Here is an 18,842-nt window from a genome sequence, read left to right as displayed (position 1 = left end):
TTAGAAAGCCGGGCATCGCCCGAAAGACGGAGCGGTTCGGCCAAACCCGCACGTCCTTTCGCGATCTTTTTTGTCCGCCGCGAAAATTGCGGAATGCGGACCCGCGTTCCGTCTCGGCAAGCATCAGTAATCGCTTCGCAGTTGAGGAGACTCGCCCATGAATTCCGCCGAACGCCGCATGCTCGACATGCTGAAAAAGGGCCGGGACGACTATGGCGTCGTCGCCGTCAAGGCCGAGTTCGAGGCCGAGGGTACGCGCCCCGACGAACTGCTTCGCCTGCTCGAACTCGCGCGCCGCGCCGACCTCAAGGTCGCGCTCAAGATCGGTGGGTGCGAGGCCGTGTCGGACCTGCTCGCCTCCAAACTCTATGGTGTCGATCACGTCATCGCCCCGATGATCGAGACCCGCTACGCGCTGTCCAAATATATCGACGCCAAGAGCAAGACCTATGGCGAGGACGCGGGCGGCACCCGCTTCCTGTTCAACCTCGAAACCGAAGCGACGCTCGGCAATCTCGAATTGATGCTCCCGCTTGCCGCGGACGGCGTCGACGGCATCGTCTTCGGCCGCGTCGACTTCACCCTCTCGCGCGGCCTTCCGCGCAAGGCGGTCAACACGCGTGAGATCACCGATGCCGTCCTGATCGTCGCCCAGGCGTGCGCCGACAATGATCTGGAGCTGGTCGTCGGCGGTTCGGTCTCGCCCGAGGCGGTTTCGGCGCTACGCGAGTTCCGTCGCATCCGTCTCGACCGGTTCGAAACGCGCAAGGTGGTGTTCGACGGCGCGGCTGCCGACGCCGCCGATATCGATGCCGGCATCGCCAATGCCGTCGCGTTCGAACTCGCCTGGCTTGAGAACAAGCGCGACTATTATCGCGCCGCCGCCGAGGAGGATTCGGCGCGCATCCGCATGATGCAGGAGCGGGCGGGCACCCCCGCCAAGCTGGCCAGCGTGGCGGCCTGAACCGATGCCGTTGAAGGACGAAGTCGCAACCCTGATGCGCCGCGTCGCCTCGATCGAGGTGATGCCGCGCTTCCGCGCGCTCGCGGCGGATGAGATTGTCGAGAAGAGCCCGGGCGAGGTGGTCACGACCGCGGACCGCGAATCCGAGCTGCGGTTGAGCGACGGCCTCGCCGCGCTCGGCCTCGGCGCACGCATCGTGGGGGAGGAGGCCGCGTCGCGCGACCCCTCGCTGCTCGACAAGGTTGGCGAGGGGCTGGTGTGGCTGGTCGACCCGCTCGACGGCACCGCCAATTTCGCCGCCGGGCACGGCCCGTTCGGGATGATGGTCGCGCTGGTTGAGGATGGCATTCCGGTCGCGGGCTGGATGCTCGATCCGCAGAGTGGGCGGCTATGCCATGCCGAACGCGGCAAGGGCGCGACCTGCGACGGCGTTCGCGTCCTTGCCCGCGCCAGCGGGAGCGGCCGCCCGGTCGCGGCGCTCGCGACCCAGTTCATGAGCGCTGCCCGCCGTGAGCGCGTCCACGCCTCCGCGCGTCGCCGCTTCGCGCAGGTGCCGATCCCGCGCTGTGCGGCTGAAAGCTATCCGCGCCTCGTTCTGGGCAGCAACGATGTGGCGCTGTTCCAGCGCATCCTGCCCTGGGATCACGCCGCGGGCGTGCTGTTCCTGACCGAGGCGGGCGGGCAGGCGACCCATTGGGATCGCGGCCCCTATCGCGTGGGCGGGCCGGGCACCGGCCTGCTCGCCGCCGCCGATGCATTTCACTGGCGGGCCGCGGCTGATCTGCTGCTCGTCCCGGGTGGCGCGCTCATCGACATGGAAACCCGTGCGGCATGAAGCTTCCCCCTAGATTGTTCGCCACGGCTTCGGTCGTGGGCCTGCTGCTGCCCGTGTCCGCGCTTGCCCAGCTTGCCTCACCGGTCGCCGGTGGCGGGCAGGGTGCGAGCTCCCAGTCCAGTGGGGTTCCGCAGATCGCGGTGCCTCCGGCGGAGATCGCGCCCTATCGCCCGCAGACGATCGACGCCGCACCGTCTGTCGACACCGCCGGTCCGTCCGAGCCGGACGCCAACTCACCGCGCCCCGCGCTGCGGCCGGCCAGCGAATATGAGCGCTTCGTTTCCGAGGTCGCGGGCAAGCCGCTGCGCCGCTTCGGCACCGAATTGCTGCTGCCCGAGGCAAAGGGCTTCGCGGTCCCGCCGGTCGCGGCGGTCCCGGCCGACTATCGCCTCAATCCCGGCGACGAGCTGCTGCTTGGCCTGACCGGTTCGGTTCAGGCTTCGGGCCTGCGCCTCACCATCGATCCCGAAGGCCGCATCTTCATCCCCCGCGTGGGCGCGATCCGCGTCGGCGGGGTGCGCTATGGCGACGTTCATGGCGTGATCGAGCGTCAGGTCGCGCGCCAGTATCGTGGCTTCACGCTCGAAATCGCGGTGGGCAAGCTGCGCGGCGTGACGGTCTATGTCACCGGCTTCGCGGCCAAGCCCGGCGCCTACAGCGTCGGCAGTCTCTCGACCCTGGTCAATGCAGTCCTCGCCGCGGGCGGTCCGTCGGAAGGCGGCAGCTTCCGCTCGGTCCAGCTGCGCCGCAACGGCAAGCTGGTCTCCGATTTCGACCTCTACGATCTGCTGCTGCGCGGCGACCGTACCGGCGACGCCGTGCTGCAGAATGGCGACGTCCTGTTCGTCGCGCCGGCGGGCGATCAGGTCGCGGTGATCGGCAGCGTCAATCGCGAGGCGATCTTCGAGATCGCACCCGGCGAAACCCTGTCGGACACGTTGCTCTATGCCGGCGGGATCAGCACGATCGCCGACGGCACGCGCCTGATGATGCTCGACTCGCTCGCCCGGTCGGCCACTGGCTGGACCGAGGTGAGCGCCGCCGACGCGCGGACCCGCAAGGCGCAGCGCGGCGACGTGCTGCGCGTCCTTTCCAACGTTGATCTCGCCCGCCCAATGGGACAGCAATCCGTGCTGGTGACGATCAGCGGCGAGGTCGGGAAGCCCGGCCGTTATTACTTCAAGCCGGGCACCAGCCTGAATGAAGTGGTCGCGGCGGCGGGTGGCCTGACTTCGCACGCCTTTCCCTATGCCAGCGTCATCACGCGGGAGAGCGTGAAGCAGCAGCAGCGCAAGAGCTTCGATCGCGCGATCGAGGATGTCGAACTGTTGCTCACCGCTCAACCGGTGACCTCGGTCAACCGTGCGGCGCTGGTTCAGCCGGCCAACCTCTCGCTGGTGAAGTCGGTGGTCGAACAGCTGCGCAAGCGCGAGCCGACCGGGCGGCTGGTGTTCAACCTGCCGGTCGATGCCCCGACATTGCCCGACGACCTGATCCTCGAGAACAACGATACGATCTTCGTGCCGCAACGGCCGGTGACGGTCGGCGTGTTCGGTGCGGTACCCAGCCCGGCGTCCTTCGCGTGGCGCTCCGGCGGGACGATCGGCGACTATGTGACCTCGGCGGGCGGCGTGCAGAAGCTCGGCGACAAGGGCGGCGTCTTCGTCGTCCGCGCCAACGGCACCGTGGTTGCCGACGGCAAGCGCGTGCTGCGTGCGCCGGCATTGCCCGGCGACCTGATCTACGTACCGATCGAGGCCAATCGCGGCGAGTTCTGGGCACGGCTGCGTGACATCACCGGCACGCTGTTCAGCGGGTTCGTCGGCGCCGCTTCGGCCAAGTCGATCTTCGACTGATGCGGATCCAGCAACTCTCGGCGTGGATCGGAAATCCACGCAATCGCCGCATCGCCTATGTCGTGCTCGCGCTCATCCTCGCCGTGCTGTGCGTCGTCCCGCGCCCTTATGTCGCGCGCGCGAAAGTCGTGCCGCAGGACAGCAGCACGATCGGTCTCGGCTCGATGACCAACGCCGTGGGCGGCCAGGCGCAGGGTTTCGCGGCCCTGCTCGGCGGGGCCAAGACGCCGGTCGATCTCTACCTCGCCATCGGGCGCGGCACCGAGGTGACCGACGGCGTGATCCAGCGCCTCGACCTCGTCGGGTCGGGCCAATACCCCTCGATCAAGAAGGCCCGGCTCGCGCTTGCCAAGCGGGTGGATATTCACTCGCTCACCGGCGGCATCGTCGAGGTCGAGGTACGCACCCACGACCCGGCCTTCGCCCAGCAGCTCACCCAGACCTATGTCCGCGCGATCAGCGACCGGCTGACCAGCCTCGGCGAGGATCGGGTGAAGCGCAAGCAGGCGGTGGTCCAGCGGCGCTTCAAGGAGGCGTCCGAGCGGGTCATCAAGGCGGAAGCCGCGCTCGGCGAGTTCCGCCGACGCAACAACCTCGCCGCGCCCGAAGCGCAGCTCGGCTCGGCATTGTCGTTGCGCGCGGGACTTGAGGCGCAGCTTCAGGCCAAGCTGGTCGAGCTCAGCACGCTCGAACAGTTCCAGGGACCCGAGAACCCACAGCTGATGGCGGTCCGTGCCGAGGTCGCGCAGCTGCGCACCCAGATCGCGCAGAGCGGTCGCCCCGGTACCGGCCCCGGCGGGCCGAATGTCGCGGGCCTCACCGAAGTCTCGGGCGAGTATCTCAACCTCTACCGCGACTATCGCTTCGCCCAGGCGCTGTACGAGGTCTACGCACGCTCGTCCGAAGAAGTGGCGGTGGAAACGCTTGCGGCTGAAACCGCGACCGACGTCCAGATCGTCGAAGCTCCGCGCCTGGACGACGACCGCAAGTTCAACGTCCCCGCCGTGGCGCTGCTCGTGCTGGTGATTGTGCTCGCGCTGTTCACCGAGGTCTATGCCCCCGCGACCGGCATTCGCCTGTGGTCGCGCCGGACGGCGCCGTGACCTCGCGGCTGCGCCTGCTCCCGGAAGTGCTGCTCGCGGCCGCGGTGGTGGCGAGCCTGCTGGCGACGGTGCTGTTCTTCCAGCGCACCGGATATCTACCCCAGCCCTTCGTGTTCGATACCAACGACACCTTCATGGATTGGTTCAACACCGCCTATTGGGCGAACAATCCCGGCGCGTACGACGTCTGGCGGTCGATCTATCCGCCCTTGTCCTTCGTCTTTCTCGACGCGTTCAGCCTGCCGGGCTGCTACCTTCAGTCGCCCTTCCATGCGCGCGACTGCGACTGGCTCGGCCGCACGACGATCTACGGCTTCTATTTCATCAACGTCGTGCTCGTCTGGCTCAGTTTGCGCAAAATCGACCGCGCCACCGCACCGATGCGCACCATCGCCCTCTCGCTTGGCTTACCCCTCCTCTTCACGATCGAACGCGGCAACCTCATCCTCCCGGGTTTTGCCTGCTTCGTCCTCGCATATGGCCCGCTGCTGAAGCAGGGGTGGGGCACGGCGCTGGCCGCTGCCGCGACGATCAACTTCAAGCCCTATCTCCTACTCCCTGTCCTCGCCCATGCAGTGAAGCGCGAATGGCGAATGCTGGAGATCGCGGGAATCGTCGCGGTCCTGCTCTACCTCGTCACCCTCGCGCTGGTCGGCAGCGGCACACCGGGCGAAATCGTCTCCAACACCGCTAATTGGGTCATTTTCCAGAGCGGGCAGGTGTGGAACGAGATCAACTATTCGACCAGCTACGCCCCGCTGATGCTGGTGCAGAAGGCGCCGATCCCGTTGCTACAGTTCGTCCCGTCCGACACCGTAGACACGATCATCCTCGTCGCCTCGACCGTGATCCGCTCCACCCAGGCCATCACGCTCGTTGCCCTGCTCGCTGCCTGGGTTCAGCCCGGCGTGGTCGTGCGTGAGCGGATCGCCGCGCTCCTCCTCGGCGCCTATCTCGTCACCCAGTCGCCCGGCGGGTACACTCAAGTGTTCCTGATCTTCCTCGTCTTCCTCGAGCCGTGGCACCGTCCGGGGCCGATTGTCGCGCTCGTCTGCGCCTATCTGCTCAGCCTTGTCGGCGACGTTCCGCTCTCGACCATCCTTGAGCTGTCGACGCCCAGCTGGCTCAGCGGCCGCCCGGTCGCACCGGAATTCGGCCTCACCATGGGTCATTTCGTCCGCCCCGGCGTGATCGCGCTGCTCGTCTGGGCGCTCGCGCTCGACACGATCGCGCAGAGCGTCCGTGCCCATCGCGTCCACCGCCCTGTTCTCGGACTCGCTCCCGCATGATCCTTGACCAAGACCTTGAAGCGGTAAACGCCGCGCTTGCCCCACTCTGGCCGCGCCTGTCGGGCGCGCGCATCTTCATGACCGGCGGGACCGGCTTCATCGGCCGTTGGATGCTCGAAGCGCTTGCCCGCGCGGATATCGATGCGGAGGTCGTGGTGCTGACCCGCGACCCCGCCACCTTTGCCGAGCGCGCGCCGCGCCTCGCCGCACGCCTCACCTTGCTGCCCGGCGACGTGATGAATTTCGAGCCGCCCAAGGGCGCGTTCACCCACATCATTCACGCCGCCACCGACGCTAGCGCCGCGCTCAACGCGCGCGATCCGCTGCGCATGTTCGACACCATCGTCACCGGCACGCGCCGTACACTCGACTTCGCGCGCACCAGCGGGGCGGGGCGGGTGCTCTATTTGAGTTCCGGCGCAGTCTATGGCGCCCAGCCGCCAGCGGTAACCCATGTCGCGGAGGACTGGCATGGCGGCCCCGATCCTAGCGATCCTCGCTCGGCCTATGGCGAGGGCAAGCGGGCCGCCGAAATGCTCTGCGCGATCTACGCCCGCCAGTTTGGGGTTCAGGTGGTGAACGCCCGCATCTTTGCGCTGCTCGGTCCCTTGCTCTCGCTAGACATCCATTTCGCCGCCGGCAATTTCATCCGCGATGCGATGGCCGGTGCGATGATCCGGGTCGAGGGATCGGGCCAGGCGGTGCGCTCCTACCTCTACACCACCGACCTAACCGCATGGCTCTGGACCCTGCTACTCAACGGCAAGTCGGGCGAAACCTATAATCTCGGTTCGGAAGAGGCCGTCTCGATCGCCGATCTCGCGCGCCGCACCGCCGCGATCCTGCGTGGTCCCGGTGTCGAGATCCTCGGTCGCCCCGATCCCGGCTGGAACCCGGGCCGCTACGTTCCCTCGACCGCAAAGGTCCGCCGCGACCTCGGCCTCGCCCCCACCGTCGATCTCGACGAAGCGATCCGCCGCACCGCGCTTCACAACGGATGGACTCCATGACTCTCGTAAAGCTTTCCGACTGGGTCGCCGCCACGCTCGTTCAGCACGGTATACGCGACGTCTTCATGCTGACCGGGGGCGGGGCGATGCACCTCAACCACTCGCTCGGCACGCATCCGTCATTGAAGACGACCTTCACCCATCACGAGCAGGCGCTGGCCATGGCGGCGGAAGCCTATTACCGCCTCACCAACCGGCTCGCGGTGGTCAACGTCACCTCCGGCCCCGGCGGCACCAATGCGATCACCGGCGTCTATGGCGCCTATGTCGACTCGATCGGCATGCTGGTCATCTCGGGCCAGGTGAAGACCGAGACCACCGTGCGCCACACCGGCCTGAAGCTGCGCCAGTTCGGTGACCAGGAGCTGGACATCGAGGAGCTGGTCCGCCCGGTCACCAAATACGCGGCGATGGTCACCGACCCGCGCTCGATCCGCTACCACCTGGAGAAGGCGATCCACCTCGCCACCACCGGCCGTCCCGGTCCGGTGTGGCTCGACATCCCGCTCGATGTTCAGGCGATGAAGATCGATCCCGACGACCTGCTTCCGGGCTTCGACCAGGCCGAGCTCGATCAACCTTGGCAGGCCGCCGATCTCGGCGCGACGGCGGACGCGATCCTGGCGAAGCTCGCCGCCGCGCAGCGCCCGGTGGTGTTCGCGGGCGGCGGTGTGCGGCTTTCAGGCGCCTATGCCGATTTCCTGAAGTTGATCGAAAAGCTCGGCATTCCTGTCGTCACTGGCTGGAACGCGCATGACGTGCTGTGGAATGATCACCCGCTCTATTGCGGACGCCCCGGTACCGTCGGCGATCGCGGCGGCAATATGGTGACGCAAAGCGCCGACATGCTGCTGATCCTCGGCAGCCGCCTCAACATCCGTCAGGTCAGCTACAACTGGAAGAGTTTCGCGCGCGAAGCGTACAAGATCTGGGTCGAGATCGATCCGGTCGAGCTGGCCAAGCCAACCGTCACGCCTGATATGCCGGTGGTTGCCGACCTCGGCGATCTCATTCCCGCGATGCTGACTCGTCCCTATGCCGGACCGACAGCGGCGCATGACGAATGGCTGGAATGGTCGCGGGAGCGCGTGTTCAACTTCCCGGCGGTGCTTCCCGAATATCGCCACCATGGCCCAAGCATCCATCCCTATGTCGCGATGGATGAGCTGTTCGCGCAGCTCAACGAAGAGGATGTGGTGGTCACCGGAAATGGCAGCGCCTGCGTCGTCAGTTTCCAGACAGCGAAGTTGAAGCAGGGCCAGCGGCTTTGGACCAATTCGGGCTGCGCGACGATGGGCTATGATCTTCCCGCCGCGATCGGCGTGTGGGCTGCGACCAATGGCGAAAAGCGCATCATCGCCGTTGCCGGCGACGGCAGCATCATGATGAACATCCAGGAGCTGCAGACCATCGCGGGCTACAACATGCCGGTGAAGGTCTTCCTGGTGAACAACAGCGGTTACGTCTCGATCTTCCAGACGCATCGCAACTTCTTCAACGGGGTCGAGGTCGGCGGCGGACCTAAGAGCAACGTCACCTTTCCCGACTTCGGAAAGGTCGCAACAGCGTTCGGCTTCCAATATTTCCGTGCTGAATCGCACAACGATCTGCCCGGCACGATCGCGGCGGCGCTCACCGCCGACGGCCCGGTGCTGTGCGAGCTGATCATCGACGAGCATGTCGGCTTCGCGCCCAAACTCGGCGCCAAGGCGCATCCGGATGGCCGGATCACCTCGCCCGCACTGGAAGACCTGTCGCCCTTCCTCCCGCGCGACGTGCTCGCGGCTAACATGCGGATTCCGCTGATGGAGGAGTCGTGATCGGGGCAAGGGCGGAACGCCCGTTGCGCTTCGCCGCGGCGGGGGCGGCGAACACCGTGTTCGGGCTCGGCATCTACCCGCTACTGCTGTGGGCGGTGCCGGTGTTCCAGACGCATTATCTGCTCGCGCTCGGCATGGCGCAGGCGGTCAGCCTGTGCTTCGCCTTCGCCACCTACAAGCTTGGCGTGTTCCGCACGCGCGGCAATCTTGCCCGCGAGTTCGGCGCTTTCGCCAGCTTCTACCTCGTCAACTATGCGGCCAACTGGATCATCCTGCCGATCCTGGTCGAGATTGGCGGTGTGCCGCCGGTGATCGCCCAGCTCGGTTTCGCGTTACTCATCATCGTGACGAGCTGGTTCTGGCACAGCCGCGTCACCTTCCGCACCGCGGAGAGACCCTGATGCCCCAATATCTGCACCGCGATTGCCCTGCCTGCGGTTCCTCCGACGCGCGCCGCGAGGTGCGCGCGGGCAAGGCGGCCGAAGCGATGACGCTCGACGCGCTGCGCCCGTTCTGGGCCGGGCTGTTCAAGGAGAAATGCTTCTTCTCCTATTACCGCTGCCGCGACTGCGGGCAGCTCTACAACCCGGTGTTCTTCACCGGCGAGCAGCTTGGCGAACTCTACGCCCGCATGGCGCCCAACATGGATGCTGTCGGCGACGCCGCGATCGTCGCGACGCAGCAGGGCTATTTCGCGCGCGCCGTCGAGCAGGGCGGAGTAGGCGGCGGTTATATCGAGATCGGTCCCGATGTCGGCCATATCGTCCGAGCTGCAGCGCTGCACGGCGGGTTCAACCGCTTCTGGTTATTCGAGCCCAATGAGGCGATCCACAGCACGCTGCGCGCCGCCGCCGGCGGTCTTCCCGCTACGCTCTCGACCGGGATGGAGGACCTCTCGCCCGTCCCCGACGGATCGATCGGCCTCGCGGTGATGGTGCATGTGCTCGACCATCTGCTCGATCCGCTGGCGATGCTGACCCAGATCCGCGCCAAGCTGCGCCCGGGCGGCACGTTGATGATCGTCACTCATGACGAAAGCTCGTTGCTGCGGCATGTCATGGGCAAGCGCTGGCCCCCCTTCTGCCTCCAGCACCCGGAGCTTTACCGCCCCGCGACGATGACGGCGCTGCTTGGCCGCGCCGGCTTCGACAATGTCGTGGTCGAGGGCAGCCGCAACGTCTTCCCGCTCGACTTTCTCGTGCGGCAGGCGGCATGGGCGGCCGGGATCCGGGTCAGGCGCGTGCCGCTGCCCCCGGTTCCGGTCGGATTGAAGCTCGGCAATATCTTGACGCTGGCGACCGCGCCTGCGCAGGCGGTACGCTCGCCGATGCTCGAAGCCGCGGAATAACCAGCGATCCGGGCCTGGATTACGGTTCGTACCGTCACTCCACGTCATTGCATTCGACACCATGACGGATACGAACCTCCCGCCTCATAATCGCGATCGCTGGACGGAACGCGCCGCGCTTCTGCTGATCCTCGTCGTTGCCGCCGCGATCCGCGTTCACGGCGTCGCGTTCGGGCTGCCCGCGCTTAATGATCCCGACGAGCCGCTGTTCATGATGACCGCGCTCGACATGCTGCGCAGCGGCAACCTAAATCCGGGCTGGTTCGGGCATCCGGCGACACTGACCTTCTATGCCATTGCGCTGGTGATGGTCGCTGTCTCGGGGATCGGCATCCTCACCGGCCGCTTTGCCGATGGCGACGCATTCGTCGCCGCGGCCTATGCCGATCCGTCGATTCTGTTCCTGCCCGCGCGGCTGTTCTTCGTGGCGTGCGGGGTGCTCTGCGTCTGGCTGACCTTCCGGCTGGGCAAGCGGCTGGGCGGAGCAGGACTGGGGCTGGTTGCGGCAGCTTTGCTTGCGGTCAATTCGGTGCACGTCGCCTATTCGCAGCTGATCCGCACCGATGTGCAGATGACTGTCCTTGTCCTGCTTGCGACACTGGCAGCGTTGAACATCCTCGAACGCGGGCGGTGGCGCGATCACGCCCTGGCGGGCCTTTTTCTAGGTCTTGGCGTGGCTACCAAATGGCCAGCGGCGCTGTTCGCGATGAGTCCGGTCGCTGCGGCTCTTGCTTGCGGAAAGGGCTGGGGCAGATGGCGGAATGTCGCGATCGTCGGCGCCATGGCTGCGGCAACACTGTTCGTCGCCTCGCCCTTTCTTCTGCTCGACTATGCGACGGTGGTGCAGAACCTCACCGGAGAGGCGCGACCGGCGCATCCCGGAGCGACGGGTGGCGGCCTTCTCGCCAATATCGGCTGGTATGTGCGCGGCCCGCTGCTCGGCGGGTTCGGGGCAGCAGGGCTCGCGGCGGTCGCGATCGGCAGCGTCCTGGCGTTGCGCGACCGGCGTGTCCGTATTGCGGTGTTGCCCGGCGTTGCGGCGCTCGCCCTCATCATCTGTGCGCAGGCGCTGGTCTGGGAGCGCTGGATGGTACCGCTGCTGCCCTTCCTTGCGCTCGCGGCTGCAGCTGCAGTCTGTTCGGTTGCACGCCTTCTGAGGGCAAGGCTCGAGCGTCGGCTGGTCGGGTTCGAGGTTGCCGCCACTGTGCTGCTGATCGCGCCGATGGTCGCGACGACCATCGCGGCACAGACCGAGCGCGCGAACGATACGCGCCAGGCTGCCACCGCCTGGATCATGGCCAACGCATCACCCGGGAGCACGATCCTGGTCGAGCACGCGGCGTTCGATCTGTTGCAGAAGGGATGGCCGATCCGCTTCCCGTTGGGGTCGGCTGGATGCGTCGATGCCGCCGCTCTGCTTGCCGGGCGCATCCCCTATTCCCGCGTCGAAACGCTGCGTGCAGGAAGCGCGGTGGTCGATATCGGGCACCTCGATCCCAGTCAGGTGGCCGGTTGTGTGGCAGGATTTGCGGTCTTCACCCACGACGAGGTCTATCGCGAAGACCCGGCGCGATATCGAGCTCAGCTGGACATGTATCGAGCGATTTCCGCGGGCGGTCGCCTGCGCGCAGTGATCAAGCCCGAGCGGGGCGTACGCGGTGGGCCGGTCGTTCATATCTTCGAGCTCGCCGCGAAACCCGAGATACAGCAACCCATGGGACGCGCGCTCAGGCCTTGAGCCAGAAGCGGATGATGAAGGCGACGGCGCCCAGCACCGCGAGGCTCATCGCCCAGATCGCCACCAGCCAGGCGATCCGTTTCCACCACGGCCCCGCATTCTCGCCGTCCATGGTCAATGATACCCCTCTGCGGTCACCTTCCCGCGGAACACCCAGTAGGAAAAGGCGGTGTAGCCCAGGATAATCGGGATCAGCACGACCGCACCGACGAGCATGAACCATTGGCTGGATGCCGGGGCTGCGGCCTCCCAGATCGTGAGGTGATCGGGCACGATATAGGGGTACATGCTGATGCCGAGGCCGATGAAGCTCATCAGGAACAGCGCCAGCGCGAGGAAGAAGGGGCGTGTCTCGCGTCGTTTGCGGATCGAGCGATAGAAGGCGAAGGCGATGATCGCGGTCAGCAGCGGGACCTGTGCGGTCAGCAGCACGGCCGGATAGCCGAGCCATTTTTCGCGATAGGCATAGTCGAGGTTGAGCGTCGCCAGGCTGACCAGGCCGATCACCAACAGCGTGGCGATGCCGGCGGGCTTGGCGAGCTGGAACGCGCGATCCTGGATGCTGCCTTCGGTCTTCCAGATCAACCAGGTCGCGCCGAGCAGCGCATAGCCGCACACCACGCCGACGCCGGTCAACAGGCTGAATGGGGTGAGCCAGTCTAGCCAGCCGCCCGCATAGATGCGGTTCTCGATCGCTATCCCCTGAAGCATCGCGCCGAGCGTGACGCCCTGACAGAAGGACGCGACGATCGAGCCGCCGGCAAAGGCGATATCCCACCAGCGCCGGTGATCGGGATCACGCCAGCGCGCCTCGAACGCGACGCCGCGGAACACCAGTCCCAGCACCATCGCGATAATCGGCGGGTAGAGCGCAGTCATCACTACGCCATAGGCCAGCGGGAACGCCGCCATCAGCCCGCCGCCGCCCAGCACCAGCCAGGTTTCGTTGCCGTCCCAGACCGGCGCGATCGAATTCATCGCGGTGTCGCGCTCCTCCCCGACCTTGAAGGTCGGGAAGAGGATGCCGATCCCGAGATCGAACCCGTCCATGACGATATAGGCGAAGACCGCAAAGGCGATGATGAAGGCCCACACCGTCGCGAGGTCGAAATCGACGGCGCTCATTTCTTGCCCTCCGGATGCTGTGCGGGTCCGGGCATGATGCCGGCGGTACGGATCGGCGCGTCGATATCGATATGGTCCTCGCCGCGATGCGCGCCCTTAGCCATCAGCTGCACTATGTACCAGGTGCCGAAGCCGAACACCGCGAAATAAACCACGACAAAGGCGATCAGCGATGCCCCGACTGCAGGCGCCTCCAATGGCGACGCGCTATGCGCGGTACGCAGGAAGCCGTAGACGGTGAAGGGCTGTCGTCCGACCTCGGTCGTCACCCATCCCGCCAGCACCGCGACGAAGCCCGACGGACCCATCACCAGCGCAGCCCTGTGCAACAACGGCCAGTCGTAGAGCCGCTTGCGGAAACGCGCGAACAGGCTCCACAGCCCGATGCCGAGCATTGCCATGCCCATGCCGACCATGATGCGGAACGACCAGAAGACGATGCCGACCGGCGGCTGATCCTTCGGGTCGATCGTGTCGAGTCCGGCGAGCGGGGCGTCCGTGTCATGCTTCAGGATCAGCGACGAAGCCTTGGGGATCTCGATCGCGTAGTCCACGCGCTTTTCGGCGGAGTTGGGGATACCGAACAGGATCAGCGGCGCACCGTCCGGGTGGCTCTGATAATGCCCCTCCATCGCCATCACCTTGGCTGGCTGATGCTCCAGCGTGTTGAGGCCGTGCATGTCACCCGCGACGATCTGAATCGGTGCGACGATCGCCGCCATCCACATCGCCATCGAGAACATCTTCCGCGCGTGCGGATCGGTGCGGTCCTTGAGCAGATGCCATGCGCCGACTGCACCCACCACGAACGCGGTGGTGAGATAGGCGGCGATCACCGTGTGGGTGAGGCGGTAAGGGAAGCTGGGGTTGAACACGATCGTCCACCAGCTACCCGACGGGACGAACTGGCCCGCAGCATTGATCTCAAACCCCACCGGCGTGTGCATCCAACTGTTCGCCGACAGGATCCAGGTGGCGGAGATCAGCGTGCCGACCGCGACCGCCAGGGTCGATGCGAAGTGCAGCCCCTTGCCGACCTTGTTCATCCCGAACAGCATCACGCCGAGGAAGCCCGCTTCGAGGAAGAAGGCGGTGAGCACTTCATAGGCCATCAGTGGCCCGATGATCGGTCCGGCCTTGTCGGAGAAGACCGCCCAGTTGGTCCCGAACTGGTAGGACATCACGATCCCGGAGACGACGCCCATCGCGAACGCCACCGCGAAGATCTTCACCCAGAACTTAAACAGGTCGAGATAGAGTTGCTTGCCGGTCTTGAGCCACAACCCCTCAAGCACGGCGAGATAGCTCGCCAGCCCGATCGAGAAGGCGGGAAAGACGAAATGGAAGCTGACGGTGAACGCAAACTGGATCCGCGCCAGCAGGATCGGGTCAAAGCCCTCGAACATGAAATCCAACCTCATGCCCTTGCTCGGCATAGAATGCGCCGAGCTTCGGGTGTCGGTCAATCACTGGCTCGAGTTGGGCCACGATCCCATTGGGCAAATTGTCTTGGACAAATTGTCCATGCCGGCGAGGTTCAGGCTGGATCGGGCAGCAGCGCCAACGTGACGCCGTTGGTCCAGCCAAAGCCGATCTCGGTGCCATATTCGCCGCCGCCGCCCGCGCTGCATTGCTCGACATCGTATTTTTCGAGCAGCTGGCCGGTGGTGGCATAATGACCCTCGACCATCGCCAGCCAGCGCTGGGCGATGGTTTTGGCGAGGTCGTCCTGGCCATGCGCACGCAGCCCCTCGATCGCAACCCAGTGCAGCGGCGCCCAGCCATTCGGTGAGTCCCATTGCTGATCGGTGCGATTGCCCGTGGTGAGCAGGCCGCCCGCACGCAGCAGGCCGCGAAGCGACTCCGCGACCAGCGGAGCGCGTTCGGCAAGGGCCGCGCCGGTGAACAATGCGAAGCCCTGTGCCGTCGTTGCCTGATCGCGCACGCCGCCAAGATCGAGATCATGGTCGGCGAAGCAACCGGCCCGTTCGTTCCACAGGTGCCGGTCGATCGCATCGCGTCGGGCGGTGGCGCGTCGGGCGAAGGCGGCGGCGGTCGCGGGATCGCCGAGCACGCCGGCTTCCCTCGATATGGTGATTTCAAGCCCGTAGAGCAGGGCGTTGAGATCGATCGGGAGCAGACGGGTCGTACGGATCGTCTCGAGAGACTTACCGTCGCCCAGCCAGCGCGAGCTGAAGTCCCAGCCGCTTTCGGCTGCGGCACGTATATCGCGCCATAATTCGCCCGCGTCCCGATCCGGCGCACGCTGCGCCAGCTCGACATCCTCGCGCCAGCTTTCGTCGCGCGGGGCTGCGCGGTCGTCCCAATAGCGGTTGAGCAATGCCCCGTCCGTGAGCCGCACGACACGGCGATGTTCTTGCCCCGGGTCGAGGCTTTCCTCTCCTGCCATCCAGAAGTCGTGCTCGGCACGCATCCAGCGCAGCCGCTGTTCACGCGCACCGGCAGACGCGTCCTGCGAAAGCGTGGCCATCAGGTAGAAGACCGGCGGATGCGAGCGGCTGAGATAATAGCTGCGCGTACCGTTGGGGATGTGGCCATAGCGGTCGATCAGGCTGCCGAAGACGGCGATCATGTCCTCGACCAGATCCTGCCGGTCCGAGCGGACCAGCCCCAGCATCGTGAAATAGCTGTCCCAATAATAGAGCTCGCGGAAGCGCCCGCCGGGCACGACATGGCGGCGCGGCAGCGCAAGGAGCGAGGAACCGGGGGGCGGGGTTTCAGGTTCGCGGGTCAAGACCGGCCACAGGCTCGTGATATGCTCGCGCAGGGGTCGCGCATCGGGGGCATCGCAATCCGCCTCCTGCGGGAGGATGAAGTTCGCCTCGACGAATGCCAGCAGCGCGGCGTCATCGGTTTGCGTCTGCGCGGACCAGTCGTGCAGGATCGCTGCGGGCGTACGGCGCGGGATCGCATCGGCGAAGGTCTTGGAATCGGCGAACAAGCCGCGTTCCTGTACCGCCACGAACAGATCGCCGAAAATGTCGGAGGGTTGGGGCATGTTCATGCCGAAGCCGCCTGGCGCTTTCGGATCACAGGCAGGGCGATGGCGATCAGCGCGATCGGCGCCAGCGTGAAGTAGAAGGCGAGCGCGCCGGGAAGACGCTGGAACAGCAAGCCGGTGATGAACGAACCCAAGGTACCTCCAAGTGCCGAGAAGATGACGATCAGCCCCATCATCGCCGCGTGGCGGTGGCGGGGGAGAGCGCTTAGGGCGACCGAGCAGAGCGTAGGGTAGATTGGCGCCAGGAAGACACCGAGCAGCGGGAATAGATAGGCGGCAATCGGCGCATCGAACCAGCCGGTGTCGGGTCGAGGAGTGATGCCGCTGGCCAGCGGGAGTGATACGACGATCAATACCGCGATACAGCCAAGGCAACCGAGCAAGGCGGGCAGCCACGCCACCCGGCGCAGCACCACGCCCGAGGCAAGGCGACCGACCGCGAGCGCGCCGACGAAGATGCTGGTCATCTGCACGCTCATCGCCGCGGGCAGATGCAGCACTTCATTGTTGAAGGTGGGCAGCCAGGTGCCGACGCTCTGCTCGACCAGCACATAGAGGAACAGCCCAGCAAGCACCGCGACACTGGCGGGCAATGCGGCGAGGCGGAGCATTTCGCCCCAATGCGCGGTCTTGGCTTCGTCGGGCGCGACCGCACCGCGCTCGTCGAGCGGCGTGGCGAACCACAGCAATGCCAAGGCGAGGCAGGCACCGCCGAGTACCCAATAGACATGGAGCCAGGCGCTGCCGGTGGTATCCGCGCCGACGAACCAGCCGAACAGCCAGACGCCGACCAGCAGCCCGACCATGAATACCCCCTCGACCAGACCCGTGATGCTGGCATGATCGGCAGGGTCGCGCGCGAGCAGGCCGATCGAGGAATAGGTCGCGACCTTGGCGATGCCGAAGCTGAGGCCCGTGGCCACGAACAGCGCCTGCATCGCGACAAAGCCGTTGGCCAAGGAGGCGAGCAGGCAGGCGATGCCGATCAGCGTCATTACCCCGATCAGCGCGCGACGATAGCCGAAGGCGGGGACGCGGGTCGCGAGCAGGAACGAGGCGGCGACCACCGAGAGATCCTTGCACGCCTCCAGCGTTGAACCCATCGGCTTGGTCGCGTCGAAATGGCGGATCGACTGAAGGATCACCACGCCGACACTGTTCATCAGAATGCCGAGCACGGCGTAGGTGAGCGCGAGCGCGATGATGACGCGGATGCGGTTCAGCGCGGCGTCCCTTGGAAGGTCGCTCCTCAAGCCTTCGGTCATCACGCACCTCCCCGTGGAGCAGGCCCGGCGGCCCGTCGTTTCGATGCACAGGCCTATAAAGTTATGAAATGCATTTCAAGGGTGTTGCTGAGCGTTGGCTGTGTTTGTCTTCAGTCGCGGTTGTGAAAGTTCGCCGTCACCCGGCCCCGTGCCGGGATCCACGGTGCCGCGCGCGGTGGGCTGGAGCGGGCAGGGGATTGTTCGCCGCCCGGTGGACCCCGGCAGAAGGCCGGGGTGACGGCGAGGGTGTGGTTACGGTGAAGGTTAGGGTGCGGCCACGATGACGGTTTGGGGTATGGCGGCCAACTTAATGGGATCGATCGCCGGTGTGGCCGGCAGGCGCGCGCTTATGCCGCACGGGCGGCGCAATCGCGCTCAGGTTTCGCGGATCACCATCTGGGTCGGCAGCAGGGTCGATCGGGCGCGCGCGCCGTCGATCTGCTGCATCAGCTTCTCCACCAGCAGCGCACCCGCGACATCGGTCTTCTGATCGATCGTGGTGATGCTGGGGTTGAAATGCCCGGCGGGCGGGATGTTGTTGTAGCCGACCAGCGAATAATCCTGTGGCGCGGTCAGGCCGCGATCGCGGAAGGCGCCGATCGCCGCCATCGCCGCGGTGTCGGAAAAGGCGAAGACCGCATCGGGGCGCGCGCCGCCGGCAAGATAGGAGGCGACCGTTTCCGCCGTGGTGGTGAAGGCCATCGAGACGATGGGGAGATAGTCGACCGTCACCTCGGGGTGGCGCGCCGCTTCCTGGCACAGCCCCTCATAGCGCAGCCGCAATTCCTCATGCCGGATATCGCCGACAAACAGCCATTTGGTGCGTCCGCGAGCATGGAAATACTCGCCCGCCAGTCGCCCGCCGAGCAGATTGTCGCTGCCCACCGCGCAATAGCCCGCGTCCTTGGATACCGCGCCCCACACCGCCATCGGCACGCCCCGTCTGGCAAGACCGCGCAGCATCGCGTCGCGCGTGCCCTGGCCCAGGATGATGAAGCCGTCGGCGGCGCGGGCGCGGTGGAAATCCTCGAACGCGCGTGCGTCGTCGAGGCCTGGTGGGGAGAGCAGCAGCTCCTGGTTGCGGATCGACAATGCCTCCGAGACGCCGGCGAGCAGTTCGAAGATGAAGGGGTCGCCGATCGCGCCATGACGGTGTGACGCGAAATCGAGCATCACCGCGATCGTTCCGGTGCGTGCCTGGCGCAACTTCTTGGCGTTGCGGTTGACGGCATAGCCGTTCGCTTGCGCCACTTCGAGCACGCGGGCCCGCGTCTCGCCGGTCACCAAGGGACTGTCGTTGAGCACGCGCGATACGGTGGGCATCGACACGTTCGCGAGCCGCGCAATGTCTCGCATCGTCGGGCGGCCGCCGCGCGGCTTCTCTGATTCTGGTGGCTTCTCGCTCATCGACACAAACCGTAGGCGGGCAAAGGGTGTGCATCAAGCGTTGCGCAGCCGCTTTGCAAA

General features: G+C 66.0%; 16 protein-coding genes. 10 read left to right on the top strand and 6 right to left on the bottom strand.

What is annotated here, in order from left to right; genetic code table 11:
• Nucleotides 1-157: 157 nt before the first annotated feature.
• The 10 genes from AC07M1_RS12045 to AC07M1_RS12000 all read left to right on the top strand — a co-directional run bounded on the left by AC07M1_RS12045 (nt 158) and on the right by AC07M1_RS12000 (nt 11,963).
• Nucleotides 158-964: an aldolase/citrate lyase family protein gene (locus AC07M1_RS12045; RefSeq protein WP_495162775.1), complete on the top strand. Its 807-nt coding sequence runs from the start codon at nt 158-160 to the stop codon at nt 962-964.
• Between the two features lie 4 nt (nt 965-968).
• Nucleotides 969-1,799, top strand: coding sequence for an inositol monophosphatase family protein (locus AC07M1_RS12040; protein ID WP_495162774.1), 831 nt, complete (start codon nt 969-971; stop codon nt 1,797-1,799).
• Nucleotides 1,796-3,655, top strand: a complete 1,860-nt coding sequence (locus tag AC07M1_RS12035; protein WP_495162773.1) for a polysaccharide biosynthesis/export family protein — start codon at nt 1,796-1,798, stop codon at nt 3,653-3,655. Before AC07M1_RS12040 ends, AC07M1_RS12035 begins: the two co-directional genes overlap by 4 nt.
• Nucleotides 3,655-4,758 carry a capsule biosynthesis protein gene (locus AC07M1_RS12030; RefSeq protein ID WP_495162772.1) on the top strand — a complete coding sequence of 368 codons (1,104 nt, stop codon included), beginning with the start codon at nt 3,655-3,657 and terminating at the stop codon, nt 4,756-4,758. The genes AC07M1_RS12035 and AC07M1_RS12030 overlap by 1 nt, the downstream gene beginning before the upstream one ends.
• Nucleotides 4,755-6,047: a hypothetical protein gene (locus tag AC07M1_RS12025; protein WP_495162771.1), complete on the top strand. Its 1,293-nt coding sequence runs from the start codon at nt 4,755-4,757 to the stop codon at nt 6,045-6,047. Before AC07M1_RS12030 ends, AC07M1_RS12025 begins: the two co-directional genes overlap by 4 nt.
• On the top strand, nt 6,044-7,057 hold the full coding sequence (locus tag AC07M1_RS12020) for an NAD-dependent epimerase/dehydratase family protein (RefSeq protein WP_495162770.1): 1,014 nt from the start codon (nt 6,044-6,046) through the stop codon (nt 7,055-7,057). The genes AC07M1_RS12025 and AC07M1_RS12020 overlap by 4 nt, the downstream gene beginning before the upstream one ends.
• Nucleotides 7,054-8,877: a thiamine pyrophosphate-binding protein gene (locus AC07M1_RS12015; RefSeq protein ID WP_495162769.1), complete on the top strand. Its 1,824-nt coding sequence runs from the start codon at nt 7,054-7,056 to the stop codon at nt 8,875-8,877. The genes AC07M1_RS12020 and AC07M1_RS12015 overlap by 4 nt, the downstream gene beginning before the upstream one ends.
• A complete protein-coding gene (locus AC07M1_RS12010; RefSeq protein ID WP_495162768.1) occupies nt 8,874-9,278 on the top strand; it encodes a GtrA family protein in 405 nt (134 codons plus the stop codon). Before AC07M1_RS12015 ends, AC07M1_RS12010 begins: the two co-directional genes overlap by 4 nt.
• Entirely contained in the window at nt 9,278-10,225 is a 948-nt protein-coding gene (locus AC07M1_RS12005) for a class I SAM-dependent methyltransferase (protein WP_495162767.1), read from the top strand. Before AC07M1_RS12010 ends, AC07M1_RS12005 begins: the two co-directional genes overlap by 1 nt.
• A gap of 61 nt (nt 10,226-10,286) precedes the next feature.
• Nucleotides 10,287-11,963, top strand: a complete 1,677-nt coding sequence (locus AC07M1_RS12000) for an ArnT family glycosyltransferase (RefSeq protein WP_495162766.1) — start codon at nt 10,287-10,289, stop codon at nt 11,961-11,963.
• On the opposite strand, the gene AC07M1_RS11995 is transcribed toward AC07M1_RS12000, so the two are convergent.
• From AC07M1_RS11995 to AC07M1_RS11970, 6 genes are all read right to left on the bottom strand, one after another.
• Nucleotides 11,953-12,075: a DUF2474 domain-containing protein gene (locus AC07M1_RS11995; RefSeq protein WP_495162765.1), complete on the bottom strand. Its 123-nt coding sequence runs from the start codon at nt 12,073-12,075 to the stop codon at nt 11,953-11,955. The two genes, AC07M1_RS12000 and AC07M1_RS11995, sit on opposite strands and share 11 nt — an antisense overlap.
• A 2-nt stretch (nt 12,076-12,077) precedes the next feature.
• A complete protein-coding gene (gene cydB, locus AC07M1_RS11990; RefSeq protein ID WP_495162764.1) occupies nt 12,078-13,088 on the bottom strand; it encodes a cytochrome d ubiquinol oxidase subunit II in 1,011 nt (336 codons plus the stop codon).
• Entirely contained in the window at nt 13,085-14,494 is a 1,410-nt protein-coding gene (locus AC07M1_RS11985; RefSeq protein ID WP_495162860.1) for a cytochrome ubiquinol oxidase subunit I, read from the bottom strand. The genes cydB and AC07M1_RS11985 overlap by 4 nt, the downstream gene beginning before the upstream one ends.
• Nucleotides 14,495-14,625: 131 nt before the next feature.
• Nucleotides 14,626-16,113: an alpha,alpha-trehalase TreA gene (treA, locus tag AC07M1_RS11980; RefSeq protein WP_495162763.1), complete on the bottom strand. Its 1,488-nt coding sequence runs from the start codon at nt 16,111-16,113 to the stop codon at nt 14,626-14,628.
• Nucleotides 16,110-17,375: an MFS transporter gene (locus tag AC07M1_RS11975; RefSeq protein WP_495162762.1), complete on the bottom strand. Its 1,266-nt coding sequence runs from the start codon at nt 17,373-17,375 to the stop codon at nt 16,110-16,112. The genes treA and AC07M1_RS11975 overlap by 4 nt, the downstream gene beginning before the upstream one ends.
• Before the next feature lie 375 nt (nt 17,376-17,750).
• Nucleotides 17,751-18,782 (bottom strand): LacI family DNA-binding transcriptional regulator, encoded by a 1,032-nt coding sequence (locus tag AC07M1_RS11970; RefSeq protein ID WP_495162761.1) that lies wholly within the window; start codon nt 18,780-18,782, stop codon nt 17,751-17,753.
• Nucleotides 18,783-18,842: the final 60 nt, after the last annotated feature.

The organism is Sphingomonas sp. GW821-FHT10C01 (assembly GCF_059415525.1).
The sequence above is the reverse complement of the archived record's forward strand: the minus strand, read 5'-3'. Positions and strand labels throughout refer to the sequence as shown.